This window comes from Weizmannia acidilactici, assembly GCF_008974185.1.
GTDB lineage: Bacteria > Bacillota > Bacilli > Bacillales > Bacillaceae_C > Weizmannia > Weizmannia acidilactici.
In genome coordinates, this window is sequence record NZ_BKZP01000010.1 from 63,564 (window position 1) to 83,958 (window position 20,395).

Consider the following 20,395-nt stretch of genomic DNA (forward strand, 5'->3'; position numbering starts at 1 on the left):
GTATCACGAATGTATCAAATACGACAGTAGAAATGTATTATGATCGATAAAATTCATAGATACACTTTTCCAGCCGCAGGAATGGCAGGAAGTAAAAAAAAGCGGCGCCGTATCAAAAAATTGAATTTGGCGCCGCCACGTTTTACACTTTTTGTCTTGCTTTGGTATTTATCTGCATCCATTCGAACTGGCGGAGTTTCAGTTCGAACAGTTTTAACGGATCCTGATACACTTCAGGGTTTTCTTTCATATTCGACAATTTTTCTTTACTTTCGTCAATGACCGTCTCTGTTTCTGTAATCGTATCACGCAGTACCGTTTCCGGATTTTTAAAGAACATGCGGATATCCCTTTCGAGCCCCTGCTCAAACAGCTCAAACTGCAGCATTACTTTATTGGTAATCAAGCCTGCGATATCCTGGTAATCTTCACTTTCAATGAATTTCTTGTAGCGGTTATACAGCATCGCTTTATTTTGGGAAAGCGCGCCAAGCAGTTTGCCCGCGCTTTTCAACAGCACTTGCGACGGCGTATGGCGAAGTAAAATATTCACGGAATCAAAGTGGACGCCGTTTGCCATCCGGTCTGCATCGCGCCGCCAGTCGTCCATGATTTTAAAATCGCAGGCGAGGGCAATGATGTTTTCCCCGTACAATTGATTAAAGCCTTCCGCCATTTCACCCAAGTAAGCCTGGCTTTGCTGCAGCTCACTCTCCGAATCCGCAATCCATTTTGTCACGAGCTCATAATATTTCGGGAAAATGGCCGTCTGCAAAAAGCTCCGGATCCGGTTGTTCATTTCCTCATTCAATTCGAGATGGATTTTTCGGAAATCGCTGTTTAGCTTAATATAATCGGAACTTTTCCGTAAAATGTCCGGGATTTTGGCCTGCAGCTCTTCTTTAATGGACTTGGTCATGCTGTGGTAAGACGAACGGATCAGCTGGATTTGTTCATGGATGACATCTTCTAATTGGTTCGCAGCCCCGTTTAATTTCGCTAGCATATCTTCATGGCGGTGGATCGATTCGACCAATTCATTCTCGTTTTGCAGCCTTTGCTTCAACAAATACGTGATCGATTCCCGTATACAGCGGACCAATTTTTCAATCCGGTGCGCTTCCAGATTTTCCACTTTAAAGTTTTTACGGAAAAACTGCGCCAGCCCGTTTACCGCTTCCCTCGCGGCATAATGCGAGGAATACGGGTGCAGTTCTGCCTGTGGGAAATCCCTCTTTATTTTTTGCGCCGTTTCTTCCACTAAGTCCGCCGCTTCCTGCTTGCTGTAAATCATGTCCATTTTGCTCATCAAAAAGTGGATTTTCAGATCCGGCACCTGTTCCTTTATTTTTAACAACACATCCGTTTCTTTGACGGTAAGCGGGTCATTCGCATTTAAAACGAACAGGAGACCGTCCGCAAAATGCAAATACTCGTATACTTTACTTCGCTGTGACCCGTTCAGGCCCGGCGTATCGAGAAAAACAAGCGCATTTTCTTTCAAAAACTGGCTCGGCCCCCGCCATTCGAGGATGGCATCCGGGTCCAGCTGCTGGCTGTCTTCTTCCGTTATAGCCGAAATCCCCCCGTCGGAAATCACCGCCAGCTCATGATGATCACCGTGGCGCGCCGCCATGACAAATTGGGTCGGCTTTTCCGGCAGGCTGTCCGCCAAGACAGATTGGATAAACGCTGTCTTCCCGCTACCATTCATGCCGGCAACAAGAATATGCTGCACATCAAAATCAATCAGCTCCCTCGCCATCCATTTTAAGCGTGTGCTGACGGAAAGTCCATGCAATTTCGCCCATTTGATGATGGAATCCAGCAGTTCAAGCGGATATTCGAGCTGATCAATCGTTTTTTCGGCCCGGTACAAAATCGTTTCCGCATCGGCTATTTGATCCGGTTCGATGCCGGCCGAAAATAAATCGTTCCAAGCCAAAACCGCGGACGAGGCCAAAAGCGCGTGGCCGGAGTCCGTAATCCTCAGCCAATTCGTTAACAGGCCCGGCATAATCGGGGTGAGCTGTTTCAATAAATAATTGCCGCCGATTAAAGATAGATACGTCTCCTGATAAATGGCGGAGAGCTCATGCCATGTTTCAAACGAATGGATGTCCAGCCCGGCAAACAAAACATTGAATTCGCGAAGCCATTCGAGGTAGCAGCTTTCCGTTTGATACGAACGCCAAAGCGCAGCGGCCATCTGCTCAAAATGGATTTGATCCACTTTGTATAAAACGGCCAAAGCTTCACGGAAATAATCCGGCGAAATCGTTTTAGTATACCCTTTTTCAATGTACGATTTTAAAACTTCAAACCAAAACAGCGATTCGGTCCTGACCGACTCGTTTACCGCCAGTTCGACTGCATTCATCCAGTCTTCGTTTTTTTCAAAATAAGCGCGCGCTATTTTTGTAACATTTGGATAATCCGGATTCATCGCAACCGTTTGTTTAATCGTCTGCACGGCCTGCTCATGTTTTTGTTCTTCGATATAAAGCGAGATAAGCTGCAGCGCGACTTCCGTTTTCAAAATCATTGAATCGGTCTGGATGGTTTTGTAGATTTCTTCCGCCATCCCCGTAAGGCCCAACTCGAAGTAGGCATCCCCCATATTTTTCTGCGCCCACGGCTCAAAGTCGTTATGTATGCTCTCCCACTTAAAAACGGCCGCTTCATAATCTTTGTAATGGAAATACACTTCCCCCTGCGCAAAGCGGATATAGGAAAGATCGGAATTTTCCAAGGCATTTTCTTCCACAAACGCTTCCCCGAGCACTTCAAGCGGATGGCGTTCTTCGCCTTCTTTTATAAAAGTTTCATAATAAGATTTATTCACAAACTGGTCTTCTAGCTTCATGATTCCCCTCCTCATCAGCGGGCCCTGTTTTATATCTATCATATTGTATCCAGTATGTATCTATGTGTAGAATTTTGTCGTTTATCCTTATTTTAACAAAGATATGCCGGCAGAAAAATTTCAGTTCGCTATCATTTCTGATACAAAGCTGAAACATTTGGCAAGGAATTTTTAAATCCGGTTATTGCATGTAATATACAAAATCCGCAAGCCACCCGCACGGACACAGTTGCTTGCTTTTCAAGAAGGGGTCCCGCAATAATTCGTGGTGATAAAGGCCGGATTCCAAAATCCCTATACACGTTCACGATGTTGTGATGCCCCGGAAGTTCACAAATTACAGAATTCAAGCGTTTTCTATGTTATAATATTCACATTACCGATTGGAAGGAGATCAGCCATGGAACATTCAAAATTCATTGGATATGTCGGCACTTATACAAAAGGCGCCAGCGAAGGGATCTATACATTTACCCTCGATCCGGGGAAAAAACAGATTGAAAATGTAAAAGTTGCCGCGAAACTGGACAACCCGACTTATGTGAACATTACGAAAGACAACCGCAATCTTTACGCCGTTGTAAAAGAAGGTGGTCAAGGCGGCGTGGCAGCTTTTTCTGTAAACGCCGAAACGGGGGAACTGATAGAACTCAACCGGCAATTATCTGACGGCGCCTCCCCGTGTCACGTCAGCGTCGATGCGGCCAAACAAACCGTTGTCTCCGCCAACTACCATAAAGGCACGGTTTCCGCCTATACCGTGAATGATGACGGAAGCCTGCAGCAGGCCGCTTCCGTCATCCATCATACCGGCTCCGGCCCGAACAGAGAACGCCAGGAAAAATCACATGTACATTTTACAGGCTTCACGCCGGACGAAAAATATGTTGTAGCCGTCGATTTGGGGAATGATACGGTAACGACCTATGCGCATGGCAACGGGAAATTAACCGAAGCAGCGGTCCTCTCCGTCCGCCCGGGAAGCGGCCCGCGCCATCTTGCGTTCCACCCGAACCGGAAATTTGCCTATGTGATGACGGAACTGAGCAACGAAGTCATTGCGCTGGAGTTTGACGAAGCATCCGGTACATTTAAAGAGCTGCAATATATTTCCGCAATCCCGGAAGATTTTACGGAAAACAGCCAGGGGAGCGCGATCCATCTTTCTTCCGACGGCCGCTTTGTTTATGCCGGGAACCGCGGGCATGACAGCATTGCCGTATTCGCAGTAAAAGAGGACGGCAAGCTTTCCCTCGTTGAATACACGCCGACGGAAGGAAACTGGCCGCGCGACTTTGTGCTGGATCCGACCGAACAATTTGTCGTTGCCTCGAACCAAAATTCAGGCACGCTCGTCTTATACGCGCGCGATGCCGAAACAGGGAAGTTAACTTTATTGCAAAAAGATATCCCTGTTCCGGATCCGGTTTGCGTGAAATTTTTGCATGCTTAGTCAAAAAGGTGAACGGTCGCAATGCCGTTCACCTTTTTAAGTCTATGCCATTTTTTCACAAATTCTCATCGCTTTATCATTTTTCTTTCATACGATTTTAGTTTTGCTGCATTACATTTATTACAGCGGCAAGGAATTGCAGCAAACCATATTTGGCCGGGCTTCCCCCAGAGCTCGGTCAAACCTCCTTTTATCATACCGGCCTTGTGCCGGGTTTTTATTTGCCCATTTTTTCCGCAACAGATGCCAGCTTCCCTTCCATCGTTAACGGTTTATCCCTGCGGTCGTCGATGCGGATATTGGTTTCCACCCGCATGATCCCGTGTTTGAAAGGCACCTCATGCAGTTTTTCAATGATTTCAAACAAGTCATGAATATCCCCTTCGATCAATGTGCTCATCGGGGTGAGCTGGATCTTTACCCTGTTCCTCTCTTTCTTCAGCACCTTCTCAATTTCCGCAATATAACGGCTGACGCTTGTCGACTCGGTTCCCATCGGAAAAATGGTGATGTCTGCAATAGCCAAAGCAATTCCCTCCCGACGTCTTTTTTTCCATTATAGGCGAACCGGTGGGAAATTGGAACGATACTACCCCCCCATTAAAAATTCGCACAAATATATCTTTTCTCTTTTTTCTATAAAAAAGAAGCCATTTTTCCTTCTTCGTAATATGAATTTAATAGGATTGTAATCTTACTTTTTACCTATTTATGTTATAACAATAGTACGGAGAAGGGAGTTGTCATATGCACTTAACAAGGCGAATTGCAGTTATGGCTTTTGCCATTTTTGTTGGCACGTCACAGCTAAATGCCTATGCAGAAACAGATCAAAATTCCTTACAGAAAAAATTGGATGAAAACACGCAGATCATCCAAAAGAAAGAATCCGAAAAAAAATCCGTAGAAAGCGAAATGGAAAATTTGCAAAAAGACTGGAATGCTTTGCAATCATCCATTCAGCAAAATAAAGAAGACATCACAACAATAGAAAATAAAATCCAGTCGGCAAACGATTTGATTGAAAAGAAAAAAGAAGAAATCGTACATCTGGAAGACCAGGTTTCTGCAAGAGAAGACGTTATGAAAAAACGTCTTGTTGCCATGCAAAAAAACAACGAATACGGCTTCGTCATCGAGACATTGTTAAACGCTGATAGCTTCGGCGATTTAATCAACCGGATCAACGCCGTCACCACATTGTTAAATGCCGATTCGCAGCTTTTGGACCAGCAAAAAGCCGATCTTGAGAAAATCGAAGCGGATAAAAAGGAAATTGCAGAGCAGGAAAAAGTGCTGGAACAGGAGCAACAAAATCTTAAAAACAGTCAAATCAAGCTTCAGTCAAATTTGAAAGAAAAAGAAGTTGCACTGTCAAAGTTAAAAACAAAGTATAATAGTCTTGATAAAGAGCTGACAAAAGCCCAGCAAAACAAGTCAGACCTGAAAGCGCAAATCAGCAATCTGCAAAAAGAATTAAAAGCGCAGCAGGAAGCGGCAAAAGCAAGGGCTGAAGCGCTGGAAAAGCAGCAGCGTGAGGAGGATACCGAAAAGGTTGCTGAGGCTGAAGCTGAGAAAACTGCCCAAGCTGAAGCTAAAAAAGCGGCTCACACAAATGCACAATCTGCTGCCAAATCGAACTTCAACTCAAGTGCCAGCGCGGATCCATCATCCAGCACGCAGACTTCAGGCAAGTCATTTTATGTGACAGCCACTGCTTACAGCCACGAAGATACAAAATTGGATATTACCGCTTTTGGATACAACATCAAGAAAAACCCGAACATGAAATTGATCGCAGTGGATCCGTCGGTTATCCCGCTCGGCAGCAAAGTCTGGGTTGAAGGGTACGGCGTTGCAATCGCAGGAGATACAGGTGGGGCCATCAAAGGACACACGATTGACTTACTGATGCCAAATAAAAAAGCTTGCCTCGCATGGGGGCGGAAAACTGTAAAAGTCATTATATTGAATTAACGAAGGGGCTGTCTCAAAAGTCAATTAACTGACTTAGGGACACCCCCTTTTTTCATAAAAAGTAAAAGTTATCAGAGATTGCTGATGGAAAACCATGTAGCCCGCGTTGTCAATGATATGGTGAATCAAATCAGCGACGACTTCTTCTTCTCGTATTATAAAGGCGGAGGCCGTCCTTCGTATCACCCTAAAATGATGACAAAGATTATCCTCTATGCTTACACTGAAAAAATCTATTCGTGCAGAGGCATCGAAAAAGCTCTTCGGGAAAATCTTCCGATGATGTGGCTTTCTGCCCAGCAAACCCCGGATTTCCGGACGATCAACCGGTTCCATTCGGAACGGATGAAAGACATGATCGAGCCCCTTTTTACCGAACTCATCAAGCTTTTATTGGAACAAAAATATATCACGATGGAAAACTACTTCATGGGCGGCACAAAGATCGAGGCAAACGCCAATAAGTACACGTTTGTATGGAAAAAGGCGACAGAAAAATATGAAGAGAAACTCCAAAAAATCTTCAAAAGACGTTCCAATTGATCGAAGAAACCATCGAATTAGATGAGAAATCTTTGAAAGAAGTGAAAGAACCGGCACAGCGAGTAAGCACAGAACGACTGGAAAAGATTGCAAATAGGTGGAACAAAAAGTCAAAGAAGCTGAATCAGATGCAGAACAGGAAAAGAACAAAGAAATAAAAAAAGAGAAAAAGGCAGCATACCGGTTGAAACGGAAAATTTATAAGAAGCTCAAAGAAGATTATTCGCCGCGCCTGAAGAAATATGAAGCACAGATGGAAACTTTCGGTGACCGGAACAGCTATTCCAAAACAGACCACGATGCCACTTTTATGCGCATGAAAGAAGACCATATGAAAAACGGCCGGCTGAAGCCGGATTACAATGTCCAAATCGGAACGGAATACACCATCCACCAAAGGCTGACAGATACAAGGTGCTTCACCCCGCATTTGGAAAAACTGAAAACATCCGGCCTGCCTAAGCCAAAACGGATGATTGCGGATGCCGGCTACGGCGGAGAAGCCAACTATTTGTATGCGCATGAAGAAGCATTGATTCCCTACAATACCATGAGGAAGGAAGAGACCCGGGCTTACAAAAAATATACGGAATGCCGCCAACTGGGAATACCGTGAAAAAGACGACTTCTTCATTTGCCTGAATCATCGGAAGGTTGCCTTTAAACATTACAGAACGAAAACAGATCAGTATGGGTTAACACGTGACTTTAAAAATGATGGGTGTGAAGACTGTACAGACTGCTCGCTGAAAGAAAGGTGCACAAAGGCAAAAGGAAACCGGCAAATCCTCCATAATCCGGTGTATGAAGAAATGAAAGCAAAAGCCAAAAAAAGCCTTTGGTCTGACGAGGGCGCGCAAATCTACGCCCGGAGAAGAATCGAGGTAGAAAGCGTGTTTGGTCATATCAAAAGTTCCGCAGATTTTCTTGCGGAGGCTGGTCGCCATCGCCCATAACCATCTGAAACAGGCGGAAAAGAACCGACTGCTTCAGAAAGAAGATCCGGAAAATGAGAAAGCCTGTTGAGAAAAATGAATTTCTCAACGGGTTTTCTTGTTTAAAAAATGGCTTTTGGGACAGCCCCTTTTTTTCGGAGGCGAGACGCAAACGGTCGGCCGGATGTTGTTTTAAACCGGCGGGTGGGGTATGTGCGAGCTATCTATCTGCCACCTGCCCTGCTTGTTTATCAGCTGAAATGCCGAAAATATCACGAATTTTGCAACTATACCAACAAAAATCCTGCACATATCCTCAAAATATTGCGGCAAGAGGTATATACCTACACGGGTGTGCTGACAATCTAAAAAAATAACCAGGCTCCTTTGATGGGGAGCCTGGCCGCGCCCGATTCTTATAATACCGGCGCCATTGTTTCTTTCAATACTTTTACGGAGTGGTCAAACTGTTGTTGCTCTTTTTCGTTCAATTTAATTTCAACGACTTCGCGGATGCCCTGGCGGTTAATAATGGCAGGCACACCGATGTAAACATCACTGTTGCCGTACTGCCCTTCAAGGTAAGCCGATACCGTCAATACGCTGTTTTCGTTGTTCAGGATGGCTCTTGTAATACGGGTTAAGGACATGCCGATACCGTAGTAAGTCGCACCTTTGCGCTCAATGATGTGGTAAGCCGCATCACGTGTATTGACAAAAATTTCTTCCATCGTTTTTTCGTCAATTTTTCCTTTTTCCGCATTGTATACGATGCTTTCATAGCCAATGGTTGTATGGCTCCATACTGGAAGTTCCGTATCGCCGTGTTCGCCGATGATCAATGCGTGCACGTTTCTCGGGTCAATTCCGAAATGGGCGCTCAACGAATTGCGTAGACGGGCCGTGTCAAGCACAGTACCGGAGCCGATAACATGTTCTTTTGGCAGCCCGGACTCTTTCCATGTTACATAAGTCAAAATGTCAACAGGGTTGCTAGCAACAAGGAAAATACCGCTAAATCCGCTGTCCATGATGCTCTTGATCATGCCTTTAAAGATTTTTGCGTTTTTGGCAACGAGGTCAAGCCTTGTTTCGCCCGGTTTTTGCGGGGAACCTGCAGTAATGACAACAAGGTCGGCGGTGCCGCAATCCGAATAATCGCCTTTCCATACACGGGTTGGCGTCGGGGCAAACGGAAGGCCATGGTTCAAATCCATTGCTTCCCCTTCCGCTTTTGCTTCGTTAATATCAATTAAAACAAGTTCTTCTGCAACGCCCTGGTTAATCATTGCATAGCAATAACTTGTGCCTACTGCGCCAGTTCCGATCACTGCAACACGGTTTACTTTTTTCATGTGTTAATCTTCCTTTCCTATCAAAAAGTTAAGAATGTATCCACTGTATGAAACCAGTTTTACAAGCCCAGTAAGCCGCCGTTTGAACACAGTTCCAAGTACAGGCAATTTTAAAAGTATTGTTCCAACTTCAATGGATTTCATACACTTGTTTTTCCTTCATAACAGGAAATTGAAACTTGCCGCGGAATGTGCCGGCATGGCTTCCGAAACTTATTGTACTGTTCGCACAAGCATGACTGGATTTGAACGTTCTTTTCATTTTCCTTCATGCCACAAAACTAAGTATACCACCTTTTTTGTGATTAGATTCACAAAATTTATGGCAAAAAAATGAAAGTTTCCCCACTTTTTTGCGTGATTTTGAATGATTATGACGTTTTTTTCAAATCATCCGTTTACATTTTTCGCTAATCTGTTTATTTAAAATGATATTTCTATTACGCATTTTTTGGTGTCTATATGTAAAAAATAAGCCAAATGAAAATGTTAAATTTTAACAAGAAAAAATCCCCCGGCAGGAGGATGAATGCTGTGGATTTTAATCGACTAGGCTTCATGATAACGCAATTTCTGATGGGCAAAAGCATCTTACGAAAGGAAAAAACTGCGGTTGATAAAAAGACGGACTTCTTCGATGCTGAAGCCAATTCTCTTTGCTAAAATTAATTGGTACCACTCCCGGTCGGCTTCTTCCAGCTGGTTCATAGATTTTGCCTCCTTGTTTGTGGCAACCCTGCCGTCATAGCAATCATGCCTTAGACCTGTGGCTTTGCACCTTTACCTTTCAGTAATTTGCTCTTTCATTTTTTGTTCATATTACTTGTATTCTTACAATAAGCGATATTGCGACCGTTTTCAATCATAATACCTAAACAAAGCAAAACTCAGGAAAAAAGGACTGTTTTTGACATATTTCACGGCAGCGAAACCTGTTTCACCCGGGGGCCTGCCCGTATCCTTTTGGGAAAGTCGAATAAAAAAAGTGGGGTGCCCGCTTAATTAAAAGAAAATAACGATTTAAAAAATGATTCAATCGAACTGACGAATTTCGACCACCAAGAAGGTTGCTGCTGCTGTGTTTGGAACGCGGCAGTAGCTGCTGTTCGGGTTTGCGCCGTGCCGGAGGAAGACGCATCATCTGCCTGCCTTGCGGATGTACTGCCCGTATCGGATACAGTTGTAGAAGTGCCTGTTACTTTTTTCTTAAATACCAACACGTACGTCTTCCGTTCGCTTCCATTAGTCACAACAACCGATACGACTTTTTCCGCTTCGTTTTTCCCAATTGAAATTTTGCCGGCCGAACTGTCTCGAATGGATACTGTTGATCCTGAATATGTTGGCGTTGCCGTAATGGTAACGGATTCTAAGCTGGTGGCAAGCTTAATATGGTACGTATACTCATTTTTGCTGAAATCTTTATTCCACGTCCCTTTGGAAACTGTAAGCGATGAGAGCGTCGCTTTGCTTACTGCCGCAGTGCTGCCTTTTGTGCCCATATTTTTCACCGAAACAGCCGCCGAAGTTTTCAGCGCCGTTGTGCCGGCGGATAAGGAACTGTTTTTCCCCGAAAAAGCTGCCGCCATTTTGAAGGCGGTGCCGGCTGCAGTCTTGTTTAAGGCTTGTGAAGCCATGCTGTTTCCGCCTGATGTTTGATTCCAGGCCTCCGACATGCCGCTTGCTGTTTTCCCGGCCAACGCGCCTTGCTTCACTATGCCTTCACTACCTGCCCCCGCTTGTTTTGACGCGCCTGTGTTTTTTGTGCCCGGCTGTTTAGAGGTGCTGCCAGGCAATTCGGCTTTCGTTCCGCCCGTCTGCTTACCTTGGTTCAGCGGTTTTTCATCATCCTTTCTCGTCACATGTAATGTATACGTTTTGGCTTCGCCGTTTTCTGCCGTTACTATGATCGAAATCGTTGTTTTTTCGACCGGCAGCTTGACTGAAACAGCTTTCGATTTATACATAATGCCGTTTACTTTGACAGAAGCTGTGCTGTCTTTCACTTTCGGCGTAATTTTGAGAACCGATGTACTGTTTGGAACCGTCACGTTATATGAAGTTTTAGATGATTGAAATGCCGGCGACAAACGCCCCGCAGATAATAGAATGCCGGACAAGCGGTTATCGGCGCTCTATTCCCGGGTGATTGCCAGTGAATATACAGTCGGAGTTGCTATCCCGGATGAATCCGAAACCTCTATCGTGAAAGTATTTTTTCCGGTTTTAAGATCCAAACCCGTTTCCACCCCGTTTGAGACCTTTTCTCCGTTGACTTTGATCACCGCATTTTCAACATTGCTTTTTAATATAAGGCCGATTTTGGCCACGCTGTTTGCAACAGTCGCTTCATATATCGTCGTGTCCGGAGAAAATTTTTGGGAAAGTGTTGCACCGTTGATCGTCATTTCCGAGAGTTTAGCTGCCTGTTCCGTTTCAGGCAAGCCCGTTTGCGACGTTGAGTTTGTTGGCGATGTCCCTGAGTCCGACGTTTGGCTTGTTAACGATGTTCCCATTTGTGGTGTTTGGATTGCAGCCATACCACTTTGCCCGGCTGTTGAAGAGATGCTTTGATCCTCCTGCACGGCAGTTGAAGGACCCGAAGTGCCTGCGGCTAATGCTGTATAAGGCAGCTGCGAAACCGTCCCAAGCCCCACCATTGATACAATGAGTGCTGTTTTCACGCCTTTTTCCACTTTCATGTTCGTTCCACCCGCATCCTTTTTCCATTACTAGCCCTAGTATAGCGCTTTTTGCTTAAATCTTGCTTAAATTTCGGAAAAGGTACGGGTGCTTATTAAAATATTCCTGTTGGAACCTTCCGAAAAAAAGCGCTCGCTTCCGGACGCTGTTTCACTACTGTATTGTTTGCGGCGTATTGACAAGGTGGGAAACAGGCAAACCACTTAAGAATCTGCCGATATTTTTTTCGGTGATTTTGCCGATCCTCCGTACACATTCCGCCGTTGCCCCTCCGATATGCGGGGTGGCGACCACATTCGGGAGGCCGGCCAGTTTTGAATCGGTTGGTTCTTTTGAAAAAACATCTAGTGCGGCGCCTTTTATGCTGCCGGCCTTCAACACTTCATACAGGGCGCCTTCGTCAATGATATCCCCCCTCGCAATATTGATTAAAAAAGCCGAACGTTTCATTAGAGCAAGCCTTTTCCGGTCAAGCATGCGGTAAGTGGAGCTTTTTAGCGCCGTGCAGACCGTGACATAATCGGAGGTTTCCAGCAGCTCTTCCAGTTCAACAAACGAAACATCCCATTTCCGGGCCGCCTGCACATTCATATATGTTCCGCTTGCCACGATTTCCATTCCGAAGCCGGATGCCAATTGCGCGATTTTTTGCCCGATGCTACCGAAGCCGATAATGCCGAGCCTTTTGCCACCGAGTTCATTGCCGATTGCAATCCCCCATCCACCTGCTTTTACCGCCCGGTCGGATTTTGGAATTTGCCTTGAAACGGACAGCATCAGCCCGACCGCAAGCTCCGCAACGGAGGATGCATTCTGTCCGGGGGCGTTTGTAACAAAGATGCCTTTTTCCGCTGCATAATCGAGGTCAATATTATCCACCCCCGTACCATATTTGAGAATGTATTTCAGAGACGGAGCCGCATCAATCACTTCTTTATCCACGCGGTCAATGCCGTTGATGTAAATATCAGCATCTTTTAAGTAAGCCATCAATTCCCGCTGATCGGCTGCATAGTCCTTAATCAGGCAGGAAACTTCCACACCGAGGTTTTCGAGATTTTCCACGATTTGCGGATATGCCTCGTAAAAAGGACGCCCGATCGAAAACAATACTTTCACCGCGTTAAACCTCCTTTGTTGGCCGCTTATATACTTCCATTTGTAACCATTATCCAACGTTTTCCCGCTTTTATCATTATTCTTGTTAGAAAATCTTCCGCAAAATCGCAAGGCGGAAAGACTTCTCACAATCGTAAAAGCCATTTTAATGAAAAAAATACTGAGAAGGACATTCTTCTCAATAGGGGCTCTTTTAATGCAGGAAATTTGCATACAGCAGTGCCTCTTCTCCCTGCTTTTTCTCCTGTTCGCTGATTTTTCACACTTTTCCGCTGATATTTTTAAGGTCCCCGCCGATTTTCCTGGGTAGTCCGCCGATTTTTCCGCAATTTCCGCTGATTTTGCAATTTCAGGGGGAACGGGCGGTCTTTGTTTCGCATAAGGGTCCCGGCTCCCGCCCGGCCTCTTTCCCCGCAAGAGTCCCATTAAATCCAGTGAAATCGTATTGCAACTAAAAAAGGGGGTGCCGTTTCCCTGACTTTTGGGGCCGGCCCCTTTTTATCTGCGGATTTTTTACCCTTCCCGCAGGCAATTATAAAAAGTTTCCATCGCCAATTTGTTGTACCGCCTGTAATCAAACGGCTCTGAAGCCAGTTCTCCGCCGCGTTCCAGCACCGCAAGCATCCCTTTTTCGAGCCCGTTTATACTGTTTTCAACAAGGAGGCCGTACTTGCCGCCCTCGAGCACGGTCCGGTTGGCGACGATATCTGTCGCAATGATTTTCATGCCGAGCGTCATCGCTTCAAGCAGAACCATCGGCTGCCCTTCGTAATGCGAAGACAGGACAAAACAATCGCATCGGCGCAAAAGCGGAAAAGGATGTTCGATCTGCCCCAAAAGGAAAGCAGCATCCCCAATGCCCAGACTGTCGATTAACGACTGGAGCTCCTCTTTCAGCGGGCCCTGGCCGAGGATGAGCAAACGGCTTACCGGATGTTTCGCATAGACATTGGCAAAAGCCCGGATCAGCCTGTCCTGCCCTTTCTCAGGTGACAGCCTGCCCATATTGACGAAATGGTAACGGTCTTTCTCGGGAATAAACGTGATTTCTCCCCCCATTTCCATTTGATACTGCGGGCGCTTCTCCTCCATCTTAAAGATGCGCTCCGGTTGAATCGAATTCATCACATAGTAAAATTTTTCCATCGGGGCATATTTCGATAAACGTTCACGGTTCAGCTCCATTGTCCCTTTTGAAACACTTACAAGCTTGTCAAAATCGTTATAGACCGTAAACAGCCCCCTCAAATTAATATAGTGCGGCATCTTCCCGTTTATAGTTTTACGGCTTTCGGAAAGCAGGTCATTGTGCATAAAACAAATTTTCTTTTTTGCTTCTGCCGGAAGAAGATGTTTCGCCCAATACAGGCTATAGCCGCTGAAATCGATGACATAATCAAATGCCGTGCGCCCGAATAAACGCCGGTGTTCGCGTTTGTACGCCCGGTGCGGATAAAGCTTTTGCTCAAGCCGGCCGCGCTTTCCAAAATGGTGGATCCATTTATCCCGGTACACTTCGGGAAGCGTGTACAGCGGAAGCCCGGGCTTAAACAACAGGCGGACAGCAGGATGGATCTTCGCGATGTTTTTCAGCACTTCCTGTGAACGCGGATAGCCGCTGAAACAGCTGACGTCATAACGGCTGTGGTCAAGATTATTCATTAAATTGATAAAAGAGGAAGTGATCCCGTTATCTTTTAATCCACCCGGATAAATCAGGATTTTTTCTTTTCCCGTATTTAAATGATCCAATACCTTTACATCGCCGGTTTCGCCATGAAAAATAAAACGGATAATCCGCTCCGTTGCATTCCCGTCCTCATACAACACAAACGCCTGCTTAGCTGCTTCATACCGTTCCCTGTACTGTTCCTGTAAATCCCCAATCTGCGGGAGCGTCTTTACAACATCCCTCACATGGGAAAATACGGGGCCCGGCAGTTCCTCAAATTTAAAATAACAACCACGTTCTTCTTTATAGCGCTCTGCATCCGGCACATAAAACAATATCGGCCTGTTTGTCACAAGAAAATCAAAGAAAATGCTGGAGTAATCGGTCACCAGCACATCGACGCCTGCAAGCAGTTCATTTGTATCAAACGAATCGGGTACAAGCCTGTTCCGGAGGGCCGGTAGTTTTGCCGATTCCCCGTAAAGATACGGGTGGACTTTCAGCAGGAAATTGTATGCATCGCCTGCTTTCCGCACGAGCACAAAAAAATCTTCCATAATCTTTTCGGCATCATTTTCCACATGTGATACATCTTCCCCTTTCCATGTCGGGGCATAAAGAACCGTTTTTTTCTCAGGATCAAGCTTTAAACCGAGACTTCCCAATTCCTCCCTGACTTTCCTAGCTTCGGTCCGGATTGTCAAATCGATGCGCGGGTAACCTGTTTCAAGAATCCTGCCCCCGTAAAGCCCTTTTAATTTGTAACTGTCCGTATACATTTTTGTCGTATGCGGATTCGGGCTCAGCAAATAATCCGCGCTCAAAAAATTGCGCACGACATTTTGCGAATGCGCAGGATTTCCCGGAATGTCAAACCCCATGCGTTTCAGCGGCGTCCCATGCCAAGTATTGATATAAATCTGGCCCGGTTTCGGGGAAAAAAACGATTGGAACGTCGCATTGTTAATCAAATACCCGGATGAGGCGAGCGCCTTTAAGTAGCTTTTCGAATTCCGCCTGACAAATTTCACATTCGGGCGGTTGCGGTATTTTGCAATCACCGGTCCGGCCGCGGCGAAATCGCTGAATGACCAAATATGTATGAAATCCTGATAATCCGGATGATCAAGCAGATATTTAAAAATGGCATACGGATTATCCGTTATCCCGGCGCCATCCCGGCATTCGTAAAAAATGACCCGCTTGTTGATGCCGAGCCGTTCGTAATAACCGGCATACTGGCAGGCAAGGCGGTGGTTCTCTTTCAGCAGGTAACGGCCGATGGGTTGCACCAAAAATTTAGCGCCTTTTTTAAAAATTTTCTTTTTCATCCCAAACAACCCCTTCGCACATAGATCATGCCTATAGGTTGCCCAATTACACGCCGGTTTATATCACCGTGCGGGTGAAAAAGCGGTTTTTAAAAAAGGCTGTTCCGCAGATCAACAAACAAAGAAAACCCGTTGGGAATCATAACGTTCCCTATACGGGTTTTCTTGTTTCAAATGGGCTTTTAGGATTAGCCCTACCTTACCGTATTAAAATTTTCCGATTGCTTTTCGTCTGTCGTATTGCTGAAAACCGGGATTTAAAATTTCCCCGAGAATTCCTTCCGTGTAAGCTGCAAAAGCCGGCTGCGTACGGATGCGCGGACGCGGAAGGCTGATCGCCTTATCCATTTTGACTTCGCCATCCGCAAGCAGGATCACACGGTCAGCGAGGCGAACCGCTTCCTCTACATCATGTGTCACCAGAATTGCGGTAAATTGGTTTTTGATCCAAACCTCCTCAATCAAGTTCTGCATTTCCATCCTCGTTAATGCATCCAGCGCGCCGAGCGGTTCATCCAGCAAAAGCAGCTCTGGCTCGTGGATCAATGCACGGGCAAGCGCCACCCGCTGCTTCTGCCCGCCGGAAAGGAACTGCGGATAATGCTTCGCCTTATCTTCCAGCCCGACGCTCCGCAAAGCTTCCATTGCTTTATCCTTAAAGCCGCCTGTTAAGCCGAGGTCGATGTTGTCTATCACCTTTTTCCATGGCAGAAGCCGCCCGTCCTGGAACATCATGCGAGCCCGGCCGTTTGTGCCTGCCACCTTTTCCCCGTTTTGGGTAATGGTGCCTTCCGTCGGCTGTTCGAGCCCGGCGATCAGGCGGAGTAGCGTGCTTTTCCCGCACCCGCTTTTTCCGACAACCGCCACAAATTCCCCTTTTGCAATTTGCAAATTGATGTCTTTTAACACATGGAGATCCCCGTAAGCTTTCCCGACATGTTCCGCTTTTAACACAAATTGTTCTTCTTTCACGTTTCCACTCCCTTCCGCTTAAGCCGTCTGTTTTCTCCAGCGCAGCCATTTATTTTCAAAAAATTTCGCAACCATGTCCGATACTTTTCCGAGAATGGCGTAAATCACAATGCTGAGCACGATGACATCCATCTGCATAAACTCACGGGCATTCATGGACATATAGCCGATACCGGAATTCGAGGCGATCGTTTCCGCTACAATGAGCGTCGTCCACATCACGCCGAGCGCATAGCGAATTCCGACCAAAATAGAAGATAACGCACCCGGAAAGATAACTTGAAAAAACAGCGACATCCCGTTCAACCCATAGGCTTTTCCCATTTCAATCAACCCTTTGTCAACTGACTTAATACCATGGTACGTATTGATATAAACCGGAAATAAAACCCCGAGCGCAACGAGGAAAATTTTTGATGTTTCATCGATCCCGAACCATAAAATGACAAGCGGAATCAAGGCAAGATGGGGGATGTTGCGTAGCATTTGTATGGAAGAATCAATCAGAAGATCGGATATTTTAAATATCCCGTTTAAAATGCCAAGCGCAAACCCTATGGACCCCCCGATGAGAAAACCCATCAGCGCCCGGTAAAGGCTGATACCGATGTTTTGCGCCAGTTCGCCGGATGCCGCAAGCCCGATCCCAGCTTTCACAACCGAAACGGGCGAAGGCAGGATATTCACCGGAATGGCGCCGGCCGTGCACAACACCTGCCACACGGCCACAAGCAGAACCGGTATTGCCCACGGGATCGCACGCGCCGCCCATTTCTTTTCTTTCTGCATCATCTGCACCTCCCTATTTCAAAACCGCATCCTGGACATTTACTTTCTTCGGAACGACTTTTAATTCGTAAAATAAATCAGCGATCGATTGCTGTTCTTTCAAGATGGTATCCGAAATTTTGCTGAAGCCGTATACGCGCCGTTCAACCGCTGTTTGTACTGTCTTCTTATCCATTTTCAGTTCTCCGGCAAGTTTATTAACCAGTTCGCTGTGGTGGTTGTTTGCCCATTCCATTGCTTTTTCCGTTTCCTCCAAAACCGCATCCGTCACTTTTTTATGCGATTCGGCGTAGCTTTTTGATGCAATAATGAAATCCCGGTCGGTCGTCAATCCTTCGCCGCTTACAAGCATTTTTGCACCCGCATTCACCTGTGCGGAAGCAGTGTAAGGATCCCAAACCGCCCATGCATCGACATTGCCTTTTTCAAACGCGATCCGCGCTTCTGAAGGATCTAAATAAACCGGGGTTATATCTTTCAATGACAAGCCCGCCTTTTGCAGAGCTTTTACAACGAGGTAATGGGAACTGGACCCTTTCGAAAAAGCGACCTTCTTCCCTTTTAAATCCGAGATGGACTTGATTGAAGAATTTTTAGGGACAAGAATACCGCTCCCTTTTGCTTTCGAATGACCGGCCCCGACATAGACAATTTTGGAACCGGAAGCCTGTGCGGTAATCGGCGGAATATCCCCGGTACGTCCATAGTCAATGCTGCCCGCGTTCAGTGCCTCAATGAGAGCGGAACCGTCCTGGAATTGTTTCCATTCGACTTTATAGCCCATTTCCTTCAGGCGCTTGTCCAATTCACCGAGTGATTTTGTAATATGTAGCGGGTCGCCCTTTTGGTAGCCGATGCGGATCGTTTTCCTGTTTGAGGAGCTGCTCGAATCCGAACCGCAGCCGGCCAGGGCGGAAACAGCAACAAGCAAAAATGCCAGCAGTAAAACAAGCGGTCTCTTTCTTTTCACTTTTTTCCCTTCTTCCTTTTTAAAGTTAAGCAAAATTGCCCAATATGGCATGCATGTTTTTCACAAGGCCGTATAATTCCCCCGGAACTTGTGAGTCCCTTGGGAACGATATTTCTCGTGATTTTTTCGTAATGGTTTAGCGTCCGGACTGCCCGGCGATTTTCTGCAGCCCCATTTCCTGTTTCAGACGGATGCGCTGGATTTTTCCGGTTGGGCCGACTGGCAGTTCTTCTGCAAATTTGATTTTTGACGGGCATTTATAGCTCGATAAAGACCGGCGGCAATGCTCCATCACCGCTTCTTCCAACGCTTTTAATGAAGCCGGGTCGTCGTTTTCCGGCACAATGCAGGCGGCTACCTGCTCGCCGTATTTCGGGTCAGGCACACCGATGACCGCCACCTGGTGCACGCCAGGCAGCCCACGGATCACCTCTTCAACCTCATACGGGCTGATCTTTTCACCACCGCGGTTAATCAGCTCTTTTTTTCGCCCTACGATGAAGACGTATCCTTCTTCATTCACATAACCGACATCGCCGGTATGGAACCAGCCGTCCCGGAAATCGTCCTGGTTTTCGGCCTTCACATATTCCGTAATGATATTTTTGCCGCGGATCACAATTTCTCCGACCGTTTTCGGCGGAAGATGCTGCCCGGATTCATCGGAAATGGCGAGTTCCACCCCAACCGGGATGCCTACCGAACCAAGTACCCGTTTTTCCGGCGGAAGCGGATTTACACAAATTTGACTGGCCGCTTCCGTCATCCCGTACGACTCAATGATTGGAATGCCGAATTCCTGCTCAAAACGCCGCGCATGCAAAATCGGCAGCTGCGCGGATGCTGAGCGCACAAACCGCAGATGATCCGGAATTTCTTTGGGTTTTTCGATATTTAAAATAATGGAAATCACCGCAGGCACGGCTGATATCCATGTAATTTTTTCTTCACAAACCGTTTTCCAAAACTTCGAGGCGCTGAATTTCGACTCTAACACGATTTTTCCGCCCGAAAGCAGCGTCGACAGGACAGCTACCACTTCCGCATTAATATGGAAAAGCGGCAGGAAGCAATACGTAATATCATCCGAAGTCAGCCGGTGGGAGGCAATAATGTTTTGGGCCGCCGCAAACACTTGGTCATGGGTAAGCCCGACCGCTTTCGGGCTGCCGGTTGTTCCTGATGTATAGAGCAGAATGGCAATTTGATCTCCAGCGGGTTCCCTGCTCTTCCGAACGATTGCAGCACCCTGGTTTTTTCTCTCCTCCCATGTGCCTTCGCTTCTTACAAACCAATGAAAATTCTGCATTTTTTCATCCGCTACAAAAAGATTTTTAAGAGAACTTTCGCCGTTTAAAAGTTCATCCGCATGAACACCGCGCGCAATACCGTAAACCGGCCGGCAGCGGTTGACAAACGCCCGCAGCTCATACGCCGGCATTTCCGGATTTACCGGGCAGACTGTTGCCCCGTAGCCGATCACCGCCATATAGGCGGCCGCAAAAGTATAGGAATTCGGAAGGCTGAGCAAGATCCGGTCGCCGGGCTGTACGCCCGCCGCTGCGAGATCGCTTTGTATTTTTGCAATATCCCCCTGTAATTCATGTGTCGAATACCAGCGCCCGGCATCTTTGATCAATGGTTTATCCGGGCCAGTTAACAAATCGTCCAGTCTTTCTATTAAATAAGACATCATACCAGCTCCTAAAA

At 46.4% G+C, this 20,395-nt stretch carries 17 protein-coding genes and 1 riboswitch; of the genes, 5 read left to right on the top strand and 12 right to left on the bottom strand.

The window, feature by feature from the left end:
* Positions 1-142: 142 nt before the first annotated feature.
* Positions 143-2,866 (bottom strand): P-loop NTPase family protein, encoded by a 2,724-nt coding sequence (locus tag BpJC4_RS06300; RefSeq protein WP_151697664.1) that lies wholly within the window; start codon positions 2,864-2,866, stop codon positions 143-145.
* A gap of 400 nt (positions 2,867-3,266) precedes the next feature.
* On the opposite strand from BpJC4_RS06300, the gene BpJC4_RS06305 reads away from it, so the two are divergent.
* Entirely contained in the window at positions 3,267-4,319 is a 1,053-nt protein-coding gene (locus BpJC4_RS06305) for a lactonase family protein (protein WP_151697665.1), read from the top strand.
* Between the two features lie 217 nt (positions 4,320-4,536).
* On the opposite strand, the gene BpJC4_RS06310 is transcribed toward BpJC4_RS06305, so the two are convergent.
* Positions 4,537-4,845 carry an MTH1187 family thiamine-binding protein gene (locus tag BpJC4_RS06310; protein WP_151681271.1) on the bottom strand — a complete coding sequence of 103 codons (309 nt, stop codon included), beginning with the start codon at positions 4,843-4,845 and terminating at the stop codon, positions 4,537-4,539.
* A gap of 221 nt (positions 4,846-5,066) precedes the next feature.
* Here BpJC4_RS06310 and BpJC4_RS06315 point away from each other — a divergent pair, with 221 nt between their 5' ends.
* The 4 genes from BpJC4_RS06315 (at position 5,067) to BpJC4_RS17080 (ending at position 7,795) form a co-directional block, all read left to right on the top strand.
* Positions 5,067-6,296 (top strand): 3D domain-containing protein, encoded by a 1,230-nt coding sequence (locus BpJC4_RS06315; protein WP_151697666.1) that lies wholly within the window; start codon positions 5,067-5,069, stop codon positions 6,294-6,296.
* Between the two features lie 84 nt (positions 6,297-6,380).
* Positions 6,381-6,839, top strand: coding sequence for a transposase (locus BpJC4_RS06320; RefSeq protein ID WP_151697667.1), 459 nt, complete (start codon positions 6,381-6,383; stop codon positions 6,837-6,839).
* Positions 6,840-6,936: 97 nt separating this feature from the next.
* A complete protein-coding gene (locus BpJC4_RS06325) occupies positions 6,937-7,455 on the top strand; it encodes a transposase (protein ID WP_151697668.1) in 519 nt (172 codons plus the stop codon).
* Positions 7,456-7,477: 22 nt separating this feature from the next.
* The gene (locus BpJC4_RS17080) at positions 7,478-7,795 is read left to right on the top strand and encodes a transposase (RefSeq protein WP_371862300.1); all 318 of its coding nucleotides are present in this window, start codon (positions 7,478-7,480) and stop codon (positions 7,793-7,795) included.
* Between the two features lie 395 nt (positions 7,796-8,190).
* Here the strand turns inward: BpJC4_RS17080 and BpJC4_RS06335 are convergent, their stop codons facing one another.
* The 10 genes from BpJC4_RS06335 to BpJC4_RS06375 all read right to left on the bottom strand — a co-directional run bounded on the left by BpJC4_RS06335 (position 8,191) and on the right by BpJC4_RS06375 (position 20,378).
* Positions 8,191-9,129 (bottom strand): L-lactate dehydrogenase, encoded by a 939-nt coding sequence (locus BpJC4_RS06335; RefSeq protein ID WP_151681883.1) that lies wholly within the window; start codon positions 9,127-9,129, stop codon positions 8,191-8,193.
* A 591-nt stretch (positions 9,130-9,720) separates the two neighbouring features.
* Positions 9,721-9,837: a hypothetical protein gene (locus BpJC4_RS17260; protein WP_017554129.1), complete on the bottom strand. Its 117-nt coding sequence runs from the start codon at positions 9,835-9,837 to the stop codon at positions 9,721-9,723.
* A gap of 18 nt (positions 9,838-9,855) precedes the next feature.
* Positions 9,856-9,939: riboswitch (cyclic di-GMP riboswitch) on the bottom strand.
* 188 nt (positions 9,940-10,127) lie between these two features.
* Entirely contained in the window at positions 10,128-11,219 is a 1,092-nt protein-coding gene (locus tag BpJC4_RS06340; RefSeq protein WP_172967526.1) for a cadherin-like beta sandwich domain-containing protein, read from the bottom strand.
* Positions 11,220-11,264: 45 nt separating this feature from the next.
* A complete protein-coding gene (locus tag BpJC4_RS06345) occupies positions 11,265-11,831 on the bottom strand; it encodes a cadherin-like beta sandwich domain-containing protein (RefSeq protein WP_151681885.1) in 567 nt (188 codons plus the stop codon).
* A gap of 154 nt (positions 11,832-11,985) precedes the next feature.
* Complete coding sequence (locus tag BpJC4_RS06350) at positions 11,986-12,951, bottom strand: phosphoglycerate dehydrogenase (protein ID WP_026104844.1); 966 nt, start codon at positions 12,949-12,951, stop codon at positions 11,986-11,988.
* A 513-nt stretch (positions 12,952-13,464) separates the two neighbouring features.
* Positions 13,465-15,954, bottom strand: a complete 2,490-nt coding sequence (locus tag BpJC4_RS06355) for a glycosyltransferase (RefSeq protein WP_151697670.1) — start codon at positions 15,952-15,954, stop codon at positions 13,465-13,467.
* 207 nt (positions 15,955-16,161) lie between these two features.
* On the bottom strand, positions 16,162-16,926 hold the full coding sequence (locus BpJC4_RS06360) for an ABC transporter ATP-binding protein (protein ID WP_017554134.1): 765 nt from the start codon (positions 16,924-16,926) through the stop codon (positions 16,162-16,164).
* 18 nt (positions 16,927-16,944) lie between these two features.
* A complete protein-coding gene (gene ssuC / locus BpJC4_RS06365; protein WP_151681889.1) occupies positions 16,945-17,715 on the bottom strand; it encodes an aliphatic sulfonate ABC transporter permease SsuC in 771 nt (256 codons plus the stop codon).
* Between the two features lie 13 nt (positions 17,716-17,728).
* The gene (locus BpJC4_RS06370; protein WP_308689670.1) at positions 17,729-18,685 is read right to left on the bottom strand and encodes a sulfonate ABC transporter substrate-binding protein; all 957 of its coding nucleotides are present in this window, start codon (positions 18,683-18,685) and stop codon (positions 17,729-17,731) included.
* 136 nt (positions 18,686-18,821) lie between these two features.
* Positions 18,822-20,378 carry an AMP-binding protein gene (locus BpJC4_RS06375; protein WP_151697672.1) on the bottom strand — a complete coding sequence of 519 codons (1,557 nt, stop codon included), beginning with the start codon at positions 20,376-20,378 and terminating at the stop codon, positions 18,822-18,824.
* Positions 20,379-20,395 lie beyond the last annotated feature (17 nt).

What these genes read in the sequence shown, in the direction of transcription:
- BpJC4_RS17260 (WP_017554129.1), bottom strand. Translation starts at nt 9,837, where the DNA reads ATGAACCAGCTGGAAGAAGCCGACCGGGAGTGGTACCAATTAATTTTA.
- ssuC (WP_151681889.1), bottom strand. Translation starts at nt 17,715, where the DNA reads ATGCAGAAAGAAAAGAAATGGGCGGCGCGTGCGATCCCGTGGGCAATA.
- BpJC4_RS06335 (WP_151681883.1), bottom strand. Translation starts at nt 9,129, where the DNA reads ATGAAAAAAGTAAACCGTGTTGCAGTGATCGGAACTGGCGCAGTAGGC.
- BpJC4_RS06315 (WP_151697666.1), top strand. Translation starts at nt 5,067, where the DNA reads ATGCACTTAACAAGGCGAATTGCAGTTATGGCTTTTGCCATTTTTGTT.
- BpJC4_RS06375 (WP_151697672.1), bottom strand. Translation starts at nt 20,378, where the DNA reads ATGTCTTATTTAATAGAAAGACTGGACGATTTGTTAACTGGCCCGGAT.
- BpJC4_RS06305 (WP_151697665.1), top strand. Translation starts at nt 3,267, where the DNA reads ATGGAACATTCAAAATTCATTGGATATGTCGGCACTTATACAAAAGGC.
- BpJC4_RS06300 (WP_151697664.1), bottom strand. Translation starts at nt 2,866, where the DNA reads ATGAAGCTAGAAGACCAGTTTGTGAATAAATCTTATTATGAAACTTTT.
- BpJC4_RS06320 (WP_151697667.1), top strand. Translation starts at nt 6,381, where the DNA reads ATGGAAAACCATGTAGCCCGCGTTGTCAATGATATGGTGAATCAAATC.
- BpJC4_RS06345 (WP_151681885.1), bottom strand. Translation starts at nt 11,831, where the DNA reads ATGAAAGTGGAAAAAGGCGTGAAAACAGCACTCATTGTATCAATGGTG.
- BpJC4_RS06355 (WP_151697670.1), bottom strand. Translation starts at nt 15,954, where the DNA reads ATGAAAAAGAAAATTTTTAAAAAAGGCGCTAAATTTTTGGTGCAACCC.